Source organism: Halorhodospira halophila, assembly GCF_016653405.1.
GTDB classification, from domain to species: Bacteria; Pseudomonadota; Gammaproteobacteria; order Nitrococcales; family Halorhodospiraceae; genus Halorhodospira; species Halorhodospira halophila_A.
Genome location: NZ_NHSN01000025.1, coordinates 1 through 17,591 on the forward strand (window position 1 = coordinate 1; position 17,591 = coordinate 17,591).

The following is a 17,591-nucleotide window of genomic DNA, read 5'->3' on the forward strand; positions in this document are numbered from 1 at the left end:
CCGTGCCCCCCACGGTGCGGTAGCTGCCCCAGTAGACCTGCCCCATGCGGGCATCCAGGGCCGCCAGCACCTGCCCCGCCCCGTGTCGGCGGCGGGCCCCTTCGGCCAGGGCGGCCAGGGTGGAGACCGGCAGCGCCGGCACCCCCCACGCCGTGCACAGCCCCTGGGCCGAAGAGGCCGCCAGGCGCACCCCGGCAAAGGCCCCGGGTCCCTGGCCAAAGGCCACCGCCGAGACCTGCTCGCCACGGATACCGGCCTCCGCCATCACGGCCTCGAGCATCGGCAGCAGCCGCGCCGTGTGCCGACGCGGGGCCTCTTCGCTGTGCTCGAAGATATCACCGTCCCGGTAGACAGCCACCGAGCACCCCTCGGTGGCTGTCTCCAGGGCAACGATGACGGTCTGTGTCATCCCATCCCTCCTGCGCTGCCCGCGCCCCAGCGGCGGGGGCGCCGACGGTTTCTGCGGGCCTTGCGACGGGGCAATATACCGCTGATCGACGCCCCCGACGACCCGGGCGCTGCCGCGACGGCGCCGGGACCACCTCGCTTGACCGCCCCCCGGGCGGCTGCTGTAATTAATGCGAATCTTGCGAACAAGAGCGCAGCTCGTTGTCCGAAGAACCATCCATCGTCTTTCGTCCGCCCGAGCGGGAAGACGGCGCCGCCATCCATCAGCTGGTCCAGCGTACCGGCATCCTGGACGTCAACTCCTGCTACCTCTACCTGCTCCTCTGCACGGAGTTCGCGGACACCTGCGTGGTGGCCGAAGAAGACGGCGCCCTGCTCGGTTTCGTCACCGGCCTGCGCCTGCCGCAGCGGCCCAATTCGGTCTTCCTCTGGCAGATCGGCATCGCCCTGGACGCCCAGGGTCGGGGACTGGGCAAGCGCCTAGTGCGCGCTTTCCTCGAGACCCCGGGCGCCCGTGATGCCCGCGTCCTCGAGACCACCATATCGCCCTCCAACGCGGCCTCCCGCGGCCTGTTCACGGCCATCGCCCGTGAGCACGGAGCCGAGATTCAGGTCAGCGAATACTTCCGCGAAGATCACTTCCCGCCGGGCCATGAGTCCGAAGAGCACTACCGGATCGCCCCCATTCGCTAAGTCTGCGGCGCCGGGCGCCGCAGACCGCCCAATCCATTGCAAGTCACAACCGAGGCAAAGACGCCATGACCCTTGATGTAATGCAGACCATCGAGCAGCACGAGTCGGTCGTGCGCTCCTACATCCGCACGTTCCCCAAACCGTTCGACAAGGCCAGCGGCGTGCGGGTCTACGACACCGACGGCCACAGCTATCTGGACTTCTTCGCCGGGGCGAGCGTGCTGAACTACGGGCACAACAACCCGGAGCTCAAAAAGCCGCTACTCGAGTACCTCCAGGACGACCGCATCGTCCATAGCCTGGACATGGCCTCGGTGGCCCGCGCCGAGTTCCTGGAGACCTTCCACCGGCTCATCCTTGAGCCGCGCGGCATGCACTACCGCGTGCAGTTCCCCGGGCCGACGGGCACCAACGCCGTCGAGGCAGCGCTGAAGATCGCCCGCAAGGTCACCGGCCGTCAGCGCATGGTCTCGTTCACCAACGCCTTCCACGGCATGACCGTCGGCTCCCTGGCGGTCACCGGCAACGCCTTCAAGCGCAAGGGCGCCGGGTTCCCGCTGACCTACAGCGAGAGCATGCCGTACTGCGGCTACTTCGGGCAGGACGTCGACACGCTGGAGTACATGGACAAGCTCCTGGCTGACAAGGGCAGCGGCGTGGACCACCCGGCGGCGATCATCACCGAGACGGTCCAGGGCGAGGGCGGCCTGGCCGCCTGCAGCATGCAGTGGCTCAAGGGCCTTGAAGAGCTCTGCCGCAAGCACGACCTGCTACTGATCGTCGACGACATCCAGACCGGCAACGGCCGCACCGGACCGTATTTCAGCTTCGAAGAGGCCGGCATCACGCCGGATATCGTCACCGTCTCCAAGTCGATCAGCGGCTACGGGCTGCCCATGTCGCTGACCCTGGTCAAGCCGGAGCACGACATCTGGGAGCCGGGCGAGCACAACGGCACCTTCCGCGGCCACAACCTGGCCTTCGTGACCGCTAAGCGCGCCCTGGAACTGTACTGGAGCGACGACACCCTGCAGCGCGAGACCGAGCGCAAGGCCCGTCGCATCTACGAGGCGCTGCAGGAGTTGATCGACAAGTACCCCCGCGCCGGCGGCGAACACCGCGGTCGAGGCATGATGCGCGGGATTCGCTTCACCAAGGACAAGGAGCTGGCCAGCACGATCTCGGAGATCGCCTTCGAGCACGGGCTGATCATCGAGACCTCCGGCCCCGAGGACGATGTGCTCAAGCTCCTGCCGCCGCTGATCATCGAGGACCGGGACCTCGAGGAGGGCCTGGCGATCATCGAGCGCGCCCTTGGCGAGGCGATGCAGCGCCGCGGGCTGGCCTGAACCGTACCCGGCCGGTGGCGGCCCGGGTCGCCGCCGGCCATCTCCCCCACCCTCATCAACGAACCGAGTGCACCGGGCCCTCCGTCGCCCGGCCCATCCAGTAAGCGAGGTCAACCATGATCGTGCGTCACATGCAGGACATCATCGGCTCCGACCGCGAGGTCGAGACCGATGAATTCATCAGCCGCCGGATCATCCTCAAGGAGGACGGGATGGGGTTCTCGTTCCACGAGACCATCATCAAGGCCGGCACTAACATGTTCATCTGGTACGCCAACCACCTTGAGTCGGTCTACTGCATCTCGGGCAAGGGCGAGATCGAGGTCGTCGGCGGTGAAACCTACACCATCGAGCCGGGCATGCTGTACGGCCTCGACGGCCACGAGAAGCACTACCTGCGCGCCGAGGAGGAGCTGCGCCTGATGTGCGTCTTCAACCCGCCCCTGACTGGCCGCGAGGTACACGACGAGAACGGCACCTACCCGCTCCTCGACTGACCCGCAGCCGCCCTCACCGGCGCCCCGACGCCGCCACCTCGGTGGCGGCGCTGCGGGTCCGGGCGCTCAGGCGCTGGCAACTGGCCAACTCCTCGTGCACGTCGGCCATCGCCCCCCCATCGGCCCCCGCCACCGCCTCGGCCAGCTGCCCGGCCAACCGCCGTGCGTGGCGCCGACCTCCGGGCCCGAGCAGTGCGCGCCCCAACCAGCCGAGCAGCAGGCTGGCCACACTGCCGCCGGCGAGCAGGGCAAAGGGCCAGCTGATCTCACCCGCCACCGCCGGCGCGGGCACGCTCGGCAAGGCCAGCCACTCGGCACCTCCCCGCGTGACCAGCCAGAGCCCGCCGAAAAGCGCGGCGGCCTCACTGGCGCCCCGTAAGGCCCCCACCCCCCGCCACCAGAGGCGCGGACGGGGCGACCAGGCCAGCTCGCCCAATCGCCCCCGCAGCTCGCCGGCGCGCGGCACCGCTGCAGTCACTGCCAGGCTGCGAAGCCGCTCTGCAGCCGGCTCCGGCAACCGCGCCGCGGCCGGCTCGATGGCCTGCAACAGGCCGTCACGCAGCAGCGGCTCGGCAACCTTCGGCCGCGGCAGCGCCGAGGTGGCGACGGCCGTGACCGCGGGACGCCCGCGCAGGCCCGAGAACAGCGCGCCGAGCAACCGCTTCAGCGGTGAGGCCACGGCCCGCATGCCGGCCTGACGATAGGCTCCGGCGGCACCGGCAAGCAGCTCGGCCTCGTTCACCGCCTGGCGCTGGGCCGTCACCAGCCTCTCGCCGTCGAGTTCGAGGCGCTCGGGATCGGGTAGACACGCCGCGCTCCGGCTGATCAGTTCGGTGACATCGGCACGGAGACGCTCCAGCGGCGCGCGGCGCTCACGCACCCGGGCAGCGATCCGCTCGGCCAGCCGGGAGACGCCCTCGCCCCCGACCGCGTCCGTGGCCAGCAGCTCCACCGCCTGCAGGCCCTGGCGGCCGAGCAGCTCTCGCAGGTGCTCCAGACAGGCATCCCGATCCGACGGGGTGAGACGATCGGCATGGTTCAGGGCGACCATCAGCACCTCGGCATGATGGGCCAGGCGGGCGAAGTACCCCTCATGGGCCAGCGCGTGGGCATACTTGAGCGGATCAACAACCCACAGCAGCAGGTCGCAGCGCTCGATCAGCCGCTCAGCCACCGCCCAGTGGTCCTGCACCACCGAATCCATATCGGGCAGGTCGAGGAGCACCGCACCATCCAGATCACTGCGTCCGCGACCATCCGGCACGCTACGCCGCTCGAAGACCTGTAGCCAGTCGAGCAGCGCTGCGACCCGGTCATCCTCGCCCACGGTCACTGCCACCGCGTGATCCGTCGTCGGCCGGCGTACCCCCGGGGCAGAGACCTCCTCGCCCACCAGGGCATTCACCAAAGAGGATTTCCCACTGCCGGTCCCGCCGGCCACGGCGATCACGACATGATCCCGTGAGCGGGCCAGACGCTCCCGGGCCCGTCCCTGCACATGCGCCATCTCGTCGACCAGCGTCGGCGGCAGGCGACCGGCACCGAGGCGATGCAGCGCCTCCAGGGTCTCCAGGCCGGTATCCACGTCGCTCGTCCCACGCGTGGCGACGCCGCTGCTGCTCGAGCCCAGCCGGCGCATCACAGCACCCCCGCCAGCGCATCCCGCCGGGCCCGCACCGCATCCACCGCCTCCGGCGACGGGGCTGCCACAGTCAGTAACCGGTGGTAGACCTGCGCCTCGGACTCGGCGAGTTCGGCGACCCGGTTGTGGAGATCCTCGCGGATATCGGTGATGAGCTGATGGACGTTGCGTTCGCCGAGGATCCGCGAGAGGACCGTGTGGGTCGTGGTCGAACCTGCGGCGGTCAGGGCCAGCTCGCCGGTGCTCAGGCCGCCACTGAGGGTGAAGAGGACCAGAACGGCGCTGGTGAAGGTGGCATTGATGCCGGTGGTTGCCCGGCGGGCCCAGCTGAGCTTGGCCCGACCGATGGTGGCCACGTGCTCGGCGACCTGCTGCTCCCAGGCCGCCACCAGCGCCTCGGCATCCGCACGCCGGGCGACTGAACCTGCGGCACGCGGACGCGGCTCCCGGGCGAAGATGGCACGACCCACCGGTTCCTGCTGCCAGGCACTCTCCACGCCGGCAGCGGTCTGCTCGAGAACCGTGTGCAGCATCTCGGCGATACCAGCGCGGGCCTCCTCCTTGGCCTCCTGCTCCACCTGACGCCCCCCTCGGCCCAGCGGCAACCAGGCCAACCAGCGCCGCGGCGAGAGCTGACCCACCGCCGCATGGAGCTGGCGCTGCAGCCAGCCACTGCCGACCAGCTCGGTCCAGCGGCGCAGCACCTCCCGGCGCAAGGGCTCCCCCTCGTGGAGCTGGGTGAGCACGCGCTGCGGGACGTCGGCGTAGTCCTCTTCGACGGTGGCGGCCAAACCGCGGGCCGCAGCGCGCTCCGAATCGACCGCCTCAAGCAGGGCGTCGACCTCTGCCGGCAGATAGCGCACGGCACCGAGCACCGTACGGCGCCGATGGGCGGCACGCTGCTCCGCCGGGGCGAGGGCGCGGATCCGCTCAAGCACCGGCCCGGCCACCGACTCGGGCAGGCGCTCGCCGGAGACCGGCGCCGTGGGCAGGTGCGCCGTCTCGACGGTGCGGTGGCCGGCGGCGTCGAGCTTCTCGGCCAGGTCGGGGAGGATCTCGTGCGCCTCGGCATCACTGGCCTGGGTCAGCACGACCAGGGTCGAGACGTCCAGCTGCGCCGCCTGGCGCAGATAGACCATGCCCGCCTCGTCGGCGTAGGTGCGGGCGGTGGCCAGCCAGACCCAGACATCGGCCACCTCCAGCAGGCGCTCGGTGGCGGCGCGATTGGCGGTCTCGACGCTGTCCACATCCGGCGCATCCACCACCACCAGGCCCTCCGGCACCGACTCCAGAGGGGCCGTGCGCAGAGCGGCGCGTTCGGCCTCCGCGGCCAGGACGCCGCGGCGCAGCACCGTATCCAGATCGCCGGGGCGTCCGATCACCGTGGGCACCGAGGTGGTCGGCCGGCGCGCGCTGGTGGCGGCCACCGCCGAGCCGGCCAGCGTGTTGGCCAGGGTGGATTTGCCGGCACCGGTACCGCCGGCGAAGACCACCAGCAGGGGCTCATCCTCGCGCTCGAGGCGGGCGATGAGCCCGTCCATACGGCGCAGAAGCCGTTCCCAGGGCGGCAGCCAGGGGGCATCCCGGAGGCGGGCCGCCTCGCCGTCGAGGCCGAGCAGGTCGTGGCGGAGTTCGGTGAGGGTCTGCTGGAGCTCTTCGCGGTCCATCGCGACAAGATACAGGGAAACCCGGTGGATGTTCACGTACCCGGCCCGACATCCACCCCCGGGGGGATTACACGACCCCGGGCAGGCCCGCCGCCTGAGCCGGGCATCTATTCGACCTTCTCGAGGTCCACGGCGACAGGATCATGATCGGAGGAGCGGTAGGCGTCGTCGCGGACGCGCTGCGGGTCACTGTCGAACTCCAGAAAGCGCGGTTCGTCGGCGTTGATCGGATGCCGGTGAACCGCTGCCACGCGCCCGGCCAGCGCCGGGTGGGCCTGCAGATGATCCAGGTAGCCCGATTCACCACGGAAGACGTAGGTGTAGCGCTCGGGCCATGGCAGGTGCTCAGCGAGCAGATCCACCTTGCCCGCCGCGGCCAGGGCACGCGCCGGATCCTCGCCGCCGTAGGCGTTTAGATCGCCGGCGATCAGCACCGGCAGGAGCTCGTCGCGCTCACTGCGCCAGCGCTCGAGGTACTCGACCAGCGCTCCGGCCTGCTCGGTCCGGCGCCGGTTCCAGCACCCCTGGCCTCGATCCACGTCCCCGGCATCCGGGCAACGGGTTTTCGACTTGAAGTGGATGCCCGTCACGGCGAAGGGATCCCCACCCCCACGGGGTCGAAATGCGGCCAGCGGCGGCGGGCGGTGATGAACGCCCCGGGCATCACGAACGGTCCCGGTCAGCGGCTCGACCCGATCTTCGCGATAGGCCAGGGAGACCTTGATGGCGTCGCTGCCGGTCTCCCCGCCGCTGGCCAAGCGCCAGGGGTGGCCGGTGGCCGCAGCCAGCCTTTCGATGAAGTCCTCGGGGGCGTCCCGGCGATTCTCCATCTCCACCAGCACCAGCATGTCGGCGTGCAAGGATTCTGCGGCGGCGAGCAGCTTGGCCCGCTGGCGCTGCAGTTCTGCCCGTCTGGCCGCACCGCGCTCCCCCAGGGTGAGGAAGTAGTTCTCAACGTTGAAGGCCGCCACCCGCACCGTGCCCGGCTCCGGCGACGGCAGCGACCCGGGTCGCGGGTTGGACTGCTCGAACCCGGGGGGCTCGGTCGGGTGCAGGCGCCAGGCGCCGAAGGCGTGGGTCAGCACTCCGGTCAGGTCCGTCACCCGGCTCCCCACCCGCCGCGTGCCGTCGGCATCCAGGTGGGGTATGGGATCGGGCCGGCTCCGGTAGCTGCCGTCATCCAGACGCAGGCGTCCCGCGATCAGGGCCGGATCGTCAGGGCCGTGCCCAGGCAGGAAGTTGGTGGGGCGGAAGGCGCGCCGCTCAGGGGTCAGCTTCAGGGTACCGTAGCGCGCAAGCTCGTGGTTGCCGCTGACCACCATTGGCGGCCGGATGCGCACCAGCACTCCCTCCAGGCGCTCCGGATCGGCCGCCGGCCACGCCACGGGATGGGGGGCCAGCTCGGCCTCTCCGCAGTCGCGGACCGCCTCCAGCCATTCGAGCTGAGGCCGCCCGCGGTGCTCGCCGGCACGACCGGTGAGCAGGACCCGCCGGCCGGGCTCGATGCGTTCACGCTGCTCGGATGCCAGCTCGGGGGCATAGACGAACAGCCCCGCCGGCTTGCCGTCCGGGGCAGGCTCGACACTTTGGATGAAGAAGCCGTCCAGCCCGTCCTCACCGAGGAAGGCGCCGGTCACCACACCGCACACCTGGATCGTCTCGTCCGGAGCCGGGCGATCGTCTATCTGCCCGGCCACTTTGTGGACAGCGGTGGTCTCCGCGGAGGCACACACTCCGTCGGCGGACGCCGCGCCGCCGGCGAGCAGTAGCACGGCTCCGAGCAGAACCGGCGCCCATCCCGCTGCCATGCGTATTCCAGTCACCGTGGACTCCTCCCTGAGTTCACTCCCTCGCCCGCGGCGCGCCGTGGGCCCGTTCCAGGCGCTCCAGCTCGGCACCGACCACATTGACCGGGGTGGTGTACCGAGCCAGCCAGTCGTAAAGGACCGGGATGACGAACAGCGTCAACAGGGTCGCAAACCCCATGCCGCCGATGATCACGGTACCGATGGCGGCACGGCTCTCGGCCCCGGCGCCCAGCGCCAGAACCAGGGGGACCGCACCGAAGACTGTGGAGATCGCCGTCATCAAGACGGGACGGAAGCGCAGCACCGCCCCGGCGTGGATGGCCTCGCGCACGCTGTAGCCCTGGTCCCGCAGCTGATTGGCGAACTCAACGATCAGGATCCCGTTCTTCGTCATCAGGCCGATTAGCAGGATCATACCGATCTGGCTGTAGATGTTCAGGCTGCTGCCGCCGAGCAGAAGCGCACCCAGGGCCCCAGTGATGGCCAGCGGCACCGCGGTCATGATGATCAGCGGATGGACGAAGCTCTCGAACTGCGCCGAGAGCACCAGAAAGACGATGAGCAGAGCCAGACCGAAGGTGAGGAAGACCGCCCCGCCGGCGCGCTTGAACTCGTCCGACAGGCCCAGGTAGCTGATCCGCGCTGTGGCGGGCAGCTCCTCGGCGGCCACCTGCTCGAGGTAAGCCAGGGCCGCGCCCAAGTCGTAACCCGGCGCCAGCGACGCGGTCAGCGTCACCGCCGGCAGGCGATCGACGCGGCTGAGAGCCGGCGGCGCGCCCTCCTCTTCTAAGGTGACTAAGGCCGAGAGGGGGATCAGCGCACCGTCGTTGAGGCTGCGCACGTGCAGCCGGGCCAGGTCGCCCGGGTTGCGCCGATCCACCGCCTCGGCCTGGAGCATGACGTCGTACTCGCGCCCGCGGTCGAGGTAAGCGGTCACCGTGCGCGAGGCAAGCAGGGTCTGCACGGTGCGCCCCAGCGCCTCGGCACTGACCCCGAGGTCAGCGGCCCGGCCACGGTCGATGCGCACGTTGAGCTGCGGACGCGTGGCGTCATAGCTGCTGTCGAGGTTGACCAGGCGGGGATTTTCGTCCCGGGCCCGATCCAGGATGCGCCCGGTCCAGCCGGCTACCTCATCGTAATCGGTGCCACCGACCACGAACTGTACCGGCTGCTGGAATCCGCTCTGGCCGAGACCCGGGGGATTCACGGCGAAGGCGCGCACGCCGGGGACGCCCATCAGCCGCGGCATGGTCTCGGCGACAATCTGCTGCTGACTCCGCGAACGATCGCCCCAGTCCTCCAGGCCAACAATGATGAACGCGCTATTGGCGCGCCCGCCAAAGCCCAGGATGCTCAGCACCCGACGAGCCTCACCAGTCTCCTCGCGCAGCGGCCGCAGGATCTCCTCCAGCTCGCGTACGCCGGCATCGGTGTGCGCCGCGGTGCTGCCCTCCGGCGCGCTCGCCGGGACAATGAACACGCCGCGGTCCTCGGTGGGGGTCAGCTCTTGGGGCAGCGCCTGATAGAGCGCATAGGCGCCGACGGCGGCGGCCACCCCGACGCCGAGCACGGCGATGGGCGCCTGCAGCGCACCGCCCAGCGCACGACGGTAGCCGCCGGTCAGGCCGGTGAAGAACCGCTCGGCAACCGCTTCGAGCCCCCCTGGCTGTGCCGCCCGGGGGCGCAGCCACTTGGAACAAAGCATGCCCGTCAGGGTCAGGGCAACGAAGCTGGAGAACACCACCGCCGCCGCCAGCACCAGCCCGAACTCGGTGAACAGACGTCCGACGTTCCCCTCCATGAACGCAATGGGCACGAAGACCGCCACCAACGAGATGGTGGTGGCAATGACCGCGAAACCCACCTGGCGCACGCCGCGGTAGGCGGCCAGCAGCGGCGGCTCGCCCTCGTCGATGCGCCGCTGGATGTTCTCCAGCACCACGATGGCGTCGTCGACCACCAGCCCGATGGCCAGGATCAGCGCCAGCAGCGTCAGGACGTTGAGCGAGAAGCCGAGCGGACCCATGACGATGAACGCGCCGATTACCGCCACCGGGATGGTCACCGAAGGGATCAGGGTGGCGCGCAGGCTGCGCAGGAAGACGAAGATAGTCAGCACCACCAACCCGACGGCGATCAGCAGGGTGCGCACCACCTCGCGGATCGACTGGCGCACGAACTGCGACTCGTCGTAGCCGACCACCAGACGCAGATCGGCGGGCAGCTGATCCTCGAGCCGGGCCATCTCGGCGAGCACGGCGTCGGCGACGGCGATGGTGTTGGCCCGGGACTGGCGAATGATCCCCAGCCCCACCGCGGTCTCGCCGTCCAGGCGCACGGCGGTGTCGTCATCCTCCACCCCGCGTTCGACCCGGGCTACCTCGCCCAGGCGGACCAGCTCGTCGCCGCGGCGCTCAATGACCAGGCGAGCGAAGTCGTCGCGATCGCGCAGCCGGGTGTCGGTGCGCACGGTCAGCTGCCGGGCCACCGACTCGATCTCGCCGGCGGGCAGCTCGATGTTCTCCCGGCGCAGGGCATTCTCCACGTCCTCGACGGTCAGGGCGCGGGCCGCCAGGGCCTCGCTGTCGAGCCAGATGCGCATGGCGTAGCGCCGCTCGCCGCCGATACGCACCCGCGCCACCCCGTCGAGTACCGAAAGCCGATCCACCAGATGACGGTCGGCGTAGTCGGTCATCTCCTCGGGGCTCATGCGGCTACTGCTCAGGGACAGCCACATCATCGGCCGGGCGTCGGCCTCGGTCTTGGCCACCACCGGGGGGTCGGCATCCGCGGGCAGGTCGTCGAGGATCCGTCCGATGGCGTCACGCACGTCGTTGGCGGCGGCGTCGATATCCCGCCCCACCTCGAACTCGATATCCGTCTCACCGCGCCCGTCGCGACTCTCCGAGGTCATCGAGCGGATCCCGTCGACACTGCTCACCGCCGATTCGATCAGCTCGGTGATCTCGGTGTCGATCACCGCCGGCGCGGCACCGGTGTAGCGCGTCTCGATGGAGACCACAGGGGGATCGATGTCGGGGTATTCGCGCACCGGCAGCTGGGCGAGGGAGGCGATGCCGAGGACGACGATCAGCACGCTGGCCACGGTGGCCAGCACGGGGCGGCGGATCGCGATGTCGGAGAGGATCAACGGGCGGCCTCGGCCAGGCCGTCACCGGTCGCTGCGGCGTCGGCCGACGGGTTGCGTACCCGCACCCGGGCGCCGTCGCTCAGACGCTGGTGGCCGAGGGCCACCACCCGGTCAGCGGCCTCCAAACCGGCGACGATCTCCACCCGGCCGTCGCGGCGCTGGCCGCTCTGCACCGCCACCCGGTGGGCCACGCCATCGTCGACGCGGTAGACGTAACGCGCCCGGCCCTCGAGGATCAGCGCCTCCTCGGGGATGACGACGGCCTCGCGCTGGTCGAGCTCCAGCTCGACCTGCAGGAACATGCCCGGTTTGAGACGCCCGTCCGGGTTATCGATCTCGGACTCCAGGCGCAGTGTACGGGTGATCGGGTCGACACGACTGTCGATCCGGCGCAGCTCCCCGGAGAAGGTGCGATCGGCGAACCCAGCGCTGGTGGCCGTCACCGGCAGCCCGGGCTCGAGCTGCCCGAGCAGCCGCTCCGGGACCGAGAAACCGACACGCAGGGTGGTAGTATCATCGAGGGTGGTGATGACGGTCTGCGGGTCCACGTAAGCACCGAGGCTGACCTCGCGCATCCCGGTTACCCCCTTAAACGGAGCCCTGATGCGGCGCTCACGCAGCTGGGCCTCGGCCACCCGGACCTGGGCGCCGGCCACGGCGACACCGGCCACCAGGGTATCCAGATCCTGCTCGGTGGCGTCTCCGGTCTCGCGCAGGGAGCGCGTTCGACGCAGCTGCGCCTGCAGGTCCTCCAAGTGGGCCTGGGCCTCCTCCAGCACCGCTTGCTCCCGCTCGGCATCCAGCTCCAGCAGGGTCTGTCCGGCCCCCACCGCAGCCCCCTCCTGGAAACCGATGGCCGTGACCCGTCCGGCCGCCTCGGTGACGACATCGACAGCCTCCCGGGCGCGGGTGGTTCCGGTCGCCCGGAAGGTATCGCGGATCGTCGCCCGCTCTGCACCGGCGGTCTCGACCACCGCCTCGCGCCCCGCCGGGGGGCCACCCGCGGGCGACGGCTCGCCACGCGTCAGCCAATAACCACCGGACGCCACCCCGGCAATCAGCAGGGCGGCGAAGAGGATCTGGTAAGCGGGACGCATGGTGACTCCTGGCAGGGACCGTCGATAGCCAGGGTATATTAGCGCTCTCTCATGTGCCGCGCCACACGCGCTCCACCCGCTCACTGGCCGAGAGCTTGGCCATCAGCCGGGAGAGCTGCTGGACGTCGCTGACCTGCACATCGATATCGATGCGGTAGGCGTCCGCCGGCTCGGCGTGGGTCTGCACGCCGTCCAGGCGCACCCCCTCGTGGCCGCACAGGCGGGTGATCTCGCTCAGTGGCCCGTCAAGCACCCCGGTACGGACGTGGATGCGCACCGGATAGCGCCCGGCCGGAGCCGTCCGCCAGTTGACGTCGAGCAGACGTTCCGGCTCCCGTTCCCGCAGCTGCTCCACATTGCGGCAGTCCTGACGGTGGATCGTCACCCCCGAGCCCCGGGTGATGAACCCGATGATCGGGTCCCCGGGTGCCGGGGCACAGCAGCGGGCCATACGGGTCAGCAGGTTGCCCACGCCCTCCACGGTGACGTCATCGTCACCGCCCGGTTTCTCGGGGCGGCGGGCCCGCTCGGGCGCCGCCGGGGGCTCCGGCTGCTGCGGCAGCAGCCGGTCGCGCAGCAGGGCCGCGATCTGCCCAGAGGTCACTTCGCCCCGGCCTAGGGCCGAGAGGAACAGCTCCGCCCGGGCGTAGCGGCTACGCCGGACCACCTCGTCGGTGCTCACCTCCTCCAGCCCGAGACGGCGCAACTCCTTGTCCAGCGCCTGGCGCCCTGCCGCCACGTTCTTGTCGTGATCGCGCTGCCGAAACCAGGTGCGTACCTTGGTGCGCGCTCGATTGGTGTAGAGATACCCCAGCTCCGGGTTGATCCAGTCGCGGCTTGGCCGCTCCTCGCGACTGGTGAGGATCTCAACCCGATCGCCGTTCTCCAGGGGGCGGGTCAGCGGCGCGATCCGGTTGTTGATCTTCGCCCCGCGACAACGGTGGCCCAGGCCAGTATGGATGTGGTAGGCAAAATCCAGCGCCGTCGCCCCCCGCGGCAGGTCGATCACGTCTCCCCCCGGGGTGAGGGCATAGACCCGATCAGCGAAGACCTCGGCACGGACACGATCAACGAAATCCCCCTCGTCGTCGTCCTCGCGCCCCCACTCGAGGATCTGGCGCAGCCACGCGATCTTCTGTTCAAACTCCGCGTCCTGCCTGCCGCCCTCCTTGTAGCGCCAGTGGGCGGCGATCCCCAGCTCCGCCTCGGCGTGCATCTCGTGGGTACGGATCTGCACCTCCACCGCCTTGCCCTCGGGGCCGGCCACCGCGGTGTGCAGCGAGCGGTAGTTGTTCTCTTTGGGGGTTGCGATGTAATCGTCGAACTCCCGCGGGATCGGCATCCACAGGCCGTGGACGATCCCCAGGGCGGCGTAGCAGGCGCGCTCATCGTCGACGAGGATACGCACGGCGCGCAGGTCGTAGAGGTCGTCGAAGCGCAGCCCCTTGCGCTGCATCTTCCGATAGATGCTGTAGATATGCTTGGGGCGACCGTAGACCTCGGCATCGAGGCCCGCCTCGTCCATGGCCGCCTGCAGCTGGCTGCAAACCTGCTCGATGTAGGCCTCGCGATCGCGCCGGCGCTCGGCCAGGCGCTTGGCGAGCTCCATGTAGGCCTCCGGCTCCAGATAACGGAACGCCAGATCCTCCAGCTCCCACTTGAGCTGCCAGATACCCAGCCGATTCGCCAGGGGCGCATAGATATCCCGCGTCTCGCGGGCCAGGCGGCTGCGCTCCTCCTCGCCGAGCCCGCGGCAACTGCGCAGGTCGTGCAGCCGCTCGGCCAGAGCGATGAAGACCACCCGGACATCCCGGGCCATGGCCAGCAGCATCTTGCGCAATCCCTCAACCCGCTCGCCCTGAATGGCCGACTCAAGCTCGGCGGAGTCACGGAACCGGCCGATGCCGTGCATGCGGCACACCCCTTGGGCGAGTTCGGCGATGTCGGGACCCAGATGCTTGCCCAGCCCGGCGATGGCGCCCTCCTGCAACTCGGGCAGATCGTGGATCAGCGCCGCCGCCAGGGTCGCGGCGTCCAGGCCCAGCTCGGCAAGGATGGTCGCGGTGTAGACAGCGTGGGCGAAATACGGCTCGCCGGAATCGCGCATCCGCTCCCCGTAACCGGCCCGCGCACGCGCCCAGGCGCCCTCGAGCAGCTCGCGGTCGGCGTCGCTGAGCGACACCGGCAGGCGGTGCAGCCAGGCGGCCGGCTCCAGGGTGGTGACGTCGTCGATGTCGGCTAGGGCGGATTGGACCATGGGCCTCGGGGGTTCAGGGTTCAGGGTTCAGGGTTCAGGGGGAGAGTTTCAGGCTGCAACGGGGCCGTGACAAGGGAGAACGCTCTCCCGTCGCGGCACGAGCGGTTGACGACTGAGCCGATCCACACTGTTGTACATAAAACCATCTGTGTATATAGTACTACCCATGGATACCCTTACAGACCGCCAACGCGAAATCCTCGAGCTCATCCGCCGCTCGGTGGCGGAGCGGGGATACCCCCCGACTCGAGCCGAGATCTGTCAGAGCCTCGGCTTCCGCTCACCGAACGCTGCCGAGTCCCACTTACGTGCGCTCGCCCGCAAGGGGGCCATCGAAATGCGGCGCGGCGCCTCGCGGGGCATCCGGCTGACCGATGCCGCTGCCCGAGGCAACCCCGAAGCACCCCGGACCACCGAGGAAACGGACGGCACCGGCCTCCCGGTTGTCGGGCGGGTGGCCGCCGGTAGTCCGCTGCTGGCCGAGGAGAGCATCGAGCGCTACTGCCAGGTCGATGCTGCACTGTTCTCCCCGCCGGCCGATTACCTGCTGCGTGTCCGCGGCGAAAGCATGCGCGATGCCGGCATCCTGGACGGCGATCTGCTCGCCGTTCGCCGTGACACCGAGGCCCGGGACGGGCAGATCGTGGTGATCCGCCTCCACGACGAAGTCACCGTCAAGTTCCTGGAACGCCGCGATGGCGTCCTGCGGCTGATCCCGGCCCACCCGGACTACCCCGTCATCGAGGTGGCGGCGGACGGTCAGGATGCCGTGCTCGAGGGCATCGGCGTCGGCGTGCTGCGTAGTCCGCTCCACCCGCGCGGTCCGGAAGACGACACGGCGTCCGACTGAGGAGGCGCAACCGTGAGCGAAGCTGCCCTGCAACCGCTGTTGAACGATCCGCGCATCTGGCGCCCTGGCCGCCGGGCCGAGACCGCCCGGCAACCCGCGCTCGGCACCGGTTATCCGGAACTGGACGCCGCCCTGCCCGACGGCGGCTGGCCTCTGGGCACCGTGACCGAGATCTTCCACGAGCAACCGGCCATCGGCGAACTCCAGCTGATCCTGCCCAGCCTGGCAGCGCTGAGCCGGCGCAGGCAGTGGCTGGCCCTGGTCGCCCCGCCCTACATCCCCTACGCCCCGGGGCTGGCCCACGCGGGGCTGGACCTCTCACGGGTGCTGCTCATCCACCCGCGCGCCCACGAAGAGCACCTCTGGGCCATGGAGCAGGCGTTGCGGAGCGGAACCTGCGGCGCTGTGGTCGGCTGGCCCCGGCAGGCAGACCGGACCGCCCTGCGCCGCCTGCAACTGGCCGCCGAAACCGGCGAAAGCTGGGCCGCCCTGTTCCGGCCGCACAAGGCACGGCACCAGGCCTCCACGGCGGCAATCCGTATCGCCCTACAACCGGAAGAGGACGCCACGCTCGGCGTCGACCTGCTCAAGTGCCGCGGCGCCCAGCCGCGCCGGCTACAGCTCCGGCCGGCACAGGCTGCCCCTCCGAACCCCACCGAAGCCCGAAACACCACCGAGGCGCGCTACCCCTCTCCACGCACCGAGGGCACCGCAGCAGCAGCCGAATCTGCCCTCCGGGAGGCGCCGGCCGGTGACCAGCCCCGTCAGGCTGCACCGTCTCCGCGGCGCCAGCCACGACGGCAGGACGCTCGCTCCCGCACCGCCGCGGGGCAGTTGCCCCTGCCCCTCTAGCACGACACGCTGCGCCCCAACCATGCCGGAGCCACACACCAGCCCGCTGTGGCTCGCTGTCCGCTTGCCTGCGCTGGCCGCCGAGCCCCCGGCCTCGGCAGGGCACACCCTCGAGCAAGTCGGCCTGTGGGGCCTGGAGCTCACGCATCAGGTGAGTCTCGCCCCCCCCGACACCGTCTTCCTTGAGGTCGGCGGCAGCCAGCGGCTGTTCGGGGGACCGGGGGAGATCCGACGCCACGCCCGGGAGGGTTTGCAGGGGCTGGGCCAGACTCCGGCATACTTGGCTGCTGCCCCCACGCCCCAGGGCGCCCGGCTGCTCGCGCGGGCCAGCCCGGGCACCTGGGTGACGGACCGCCGGACGCTCCGCCACACCCTGATGCCCCTGCCCTGCCAGCTCCTCGATCCGACCCCGGCCCAGCAGGAAGCCCTGGACGCCCTCGGACTGAGCCGTCTGGGCGACTGCCTGCGCATGCCCCGCAGTGGCCTGCGTCGCCGCATCGGCGATCCCCCCGTGCGCAGGCTGGAGCAGGCCCTCGGCGAACGGCCCGAACCGCGCCACTGCATCACGCCGCCGCAGCACTACCGCGGCCGCCTGGAACTGCCGGCCCCGACGACCGCCACCCGGGCCGCCGGCTTCGGCCTGCACCGGTTGCTGCGCGCCCTGGTGGGGATGCTGCGTGGCATCGACGCCGGGGTCCAACAGGCCACCGTCATCCTGGAACACCCCGACGCGCCGGAGACTCGACTGACGCTGGGGTTCCTGCGCCCGACCCGCGACCTCGAACACATGGCCCACATCGCCCGCCACCGACTGGAGCGCCAGAGGCTCCCCGATGTGGCGGTGGCTATCCGCCTCGAGGCGGATCAGCTGCTCCCGTACCACGGCACCAGCGGCCAGCTCTTCGAGGAGGTCGGCACCAGCACCGAGGCCGTCCGCACCCTGAGCGAACGGCTCATCGCCCGCCTGGGAACCGATTGCGTCCACCGCCTGGCCGTTTGCCCAGACCCGCGCCCGGAGCGGGCCTGGCGCCGCATCCCACTGGAACACCCCGATCAGCCGCCCGTCGCCACGCCACCGCGACCAGCCTGGCTGCTACGCCGTCCGCAGCGGCTGCGCAGTAGCGAGGACCACCCATACTGGGGCGGCCCCCTCCACTTGGAGGCCGGCCCGGAACGGATCGAGAGCGGTTGGTGGGACGGCGAGGACGTGGTGCGCGACTACTACGTAGCCCGCGCCCCGGGCGGTAGCCGTCTCTGGGTCTATCGCGACCACCGCCCTCCCTACGGCTGGCACCTGCACGGCTTCTTCGCCTGAGAACG

The 17,591-nt window shown here is 70.3% G+C and carries 13 protein-coding genes; 6 read left to right on the plus strand and 7 right to left on the minus strand.

Annotated features, from left to right (window positions below; translation table 11 throughout):
• Window positions 1-409: tRNA (adenosine(37)-N6)-threonylcarbamoyltransferase complex dimerization subunit type 1 TsaB (gene tsaB / locus CCR79_RS09335; RefSeq protein WP_201171375.1), on the minus strand; the 409-nt coding region annotated here is incomplete at its 3' end.
• Between the two features lie 200 nt (window positions 410-609).
• Between tsaB and ectA the strand changes: the two genes are divergently transcribed.
• From ectA to CCR79_RS09350, 3 genes are all read left to right on the plus strand, one after another.
• Window positions 610-1,101 carry a diaminobutyrate acetyltransferase gene (gene ectA, locus CCR79_RS09340; protein ID WP_201171377.1) on the plus strand — a complete coding sequence of 164 codons (492 nt, stop codon included), beginning with the start codon at window positions 610-612 and terminating at the stop codon, window positions 1,099-1,101.
• 65 nt (window positions 1,102-1,166) lie between these two features.
• Entirely contained in the window at window positions 1,167-2,450 is a 1,284-nt protein-coding gene (gene ectB, locus CCR79_RS09345; protein WP_238632541.1) for a diaminobutyrate--2-oxoglutarate transaminase, read from the plus strand.
• A gap of 116 nt (window positions 2,451-2,566) precedes the next feature.
• Complete coding sequence (locus tag CCR79_RS09350) at window positions 2,567-2,947, plus strand: ectoine synthase (protein WP_201171379.1); 381 nt, start codon at window positions 2,567-2,569, stop codon at window positions 2,945-2,947.
• Between the two features lie 13 nt (window positions 2,948-2,960).
• Here the strand turns inward: CCR79_RS09350 and CCR79_RS09355 are convergent, their stop codons facing one another.
• The 6 genes from CCR79_RS09355 to CCR79_RS09380 form a co-directional block, all read right to left on the minus strand.
• A complete protein-coding gene (locus CCR79_RS09355) occupies window positions 2,961-4,586 on the minus strand; it encodes a GTPase family protein (protein WP_201171381.1) in 1,626 nt (541 codons plus the stop codon).
• Window positions 4,586-6,256, minus strand: a complete 1,671-nt coding sequence (locus CCR79_RS09360) for a GTPase (protein WP_201171391.1) — start codon at window positions 6,254-6,256, stop codon at window positions 4,586-4,588. Before CCR79_RS09360 ends, CCR79_RS09355 begins: the two co-directional genes overlap by 1 nt.
• A 107-nt stretch (window positions 6,257-6,363) precedes the next feature.
• Window positions 6,364-8,079, minus strand: a complete 1,716-nt coding sequence (locus CCR79_RS09365) for an ExeM/NucH family extracellular endonuclease (protein ID WP_345941493.1) — start codon at window positions 8,077-8,079, stop codon at window positions 6,364-6,366.
• A 19-nt stretch (window positions 8,080-8,098) separates the two neighbouring features.
• Window positions 8,099-11,215 (minus strand): efflux RND transporter permease subunit, encoded by a 3,117-nt coding sequence (locus tag CCR79_RS09370; protein ID WP_201171393.1) that lies wholly within the window; start codon window positions 11,213-11,215, stop codon window positions 8,099-8,101.
• Window positions 11,212-12,312 (minus strand): efflux RND transporter periplasmic adaptor subunit, encoded by a 1,101-nt coding sequence (locus tag CCR79_RS09375; protein ID WP_201171395.1) that lies wholly within the window; start codon window positions 12,310-12,312, stop codon window positions 11,212-11,214. Before CCR79_RS09375 ends, CCR79_RS09370 begins: the two co-directional genes overlap by 4 nt.
• Window positions 12,313-12,361: 49 nt before the next feature.
• Entirely contained in the window at window positions 12,362-14,569 is a 2,208-nt protein-coding gene (locus tag CCR79_RS09380; RefSeq protein ID WP_201171396.1) for a RelA/SpoT family protein, read from the minus strand.
• 166 nt (window positions 14,570-14,735) lie between these two features.
• Between CCR79_RS09380 and lexA the strand changes: the two genes are divergently transcribed.
• From lexA to CCR79_RS09395, 3 genes are read left to right on the plus strand one after another with little or no spacing between them, the layout of a single operon-like run.
• Window positions 14,736-15,419, plus strand: coding sequence for a transcriptional repressor LexA (lexA, locus tag CCR79_RS09385; RefSeq protein ID WP_201171397.1), 684 nt, complete (start codon window positions 14,736-14,738; stop codon window positions 15,417-15,419).
• Window positions 15,420-15,431: 12 nt separating this feature from the next.
• Window positions 15,432-16,271 (plus strand): translesion DNA synthesis-associated protein ImuA, encoded by an 840-nt coding sequence (gene imuA / locus CCR79_RS09390; RefSeq protein ID WP_201171400.1) that lies wholly within the window; start codon window positions 15,432-15,434, stop codon window positions 16,269-16,271.
• Between the two features lie 22 nt (window positions 16,272-16,293).
• On the plus strand, window positions 16,294-17,586 hold the full coding sequence (locus CCR79_RS09395; protein ID WP_201171403.1) for a Y-family DNA polymerase: 1,293 nt from the start codon (window positions 16,294-16,296) through the stop codon (window positions 17,584-17,586).
• Window positions 17,587-17,591 lie beyond the last annotated feature (5 nt).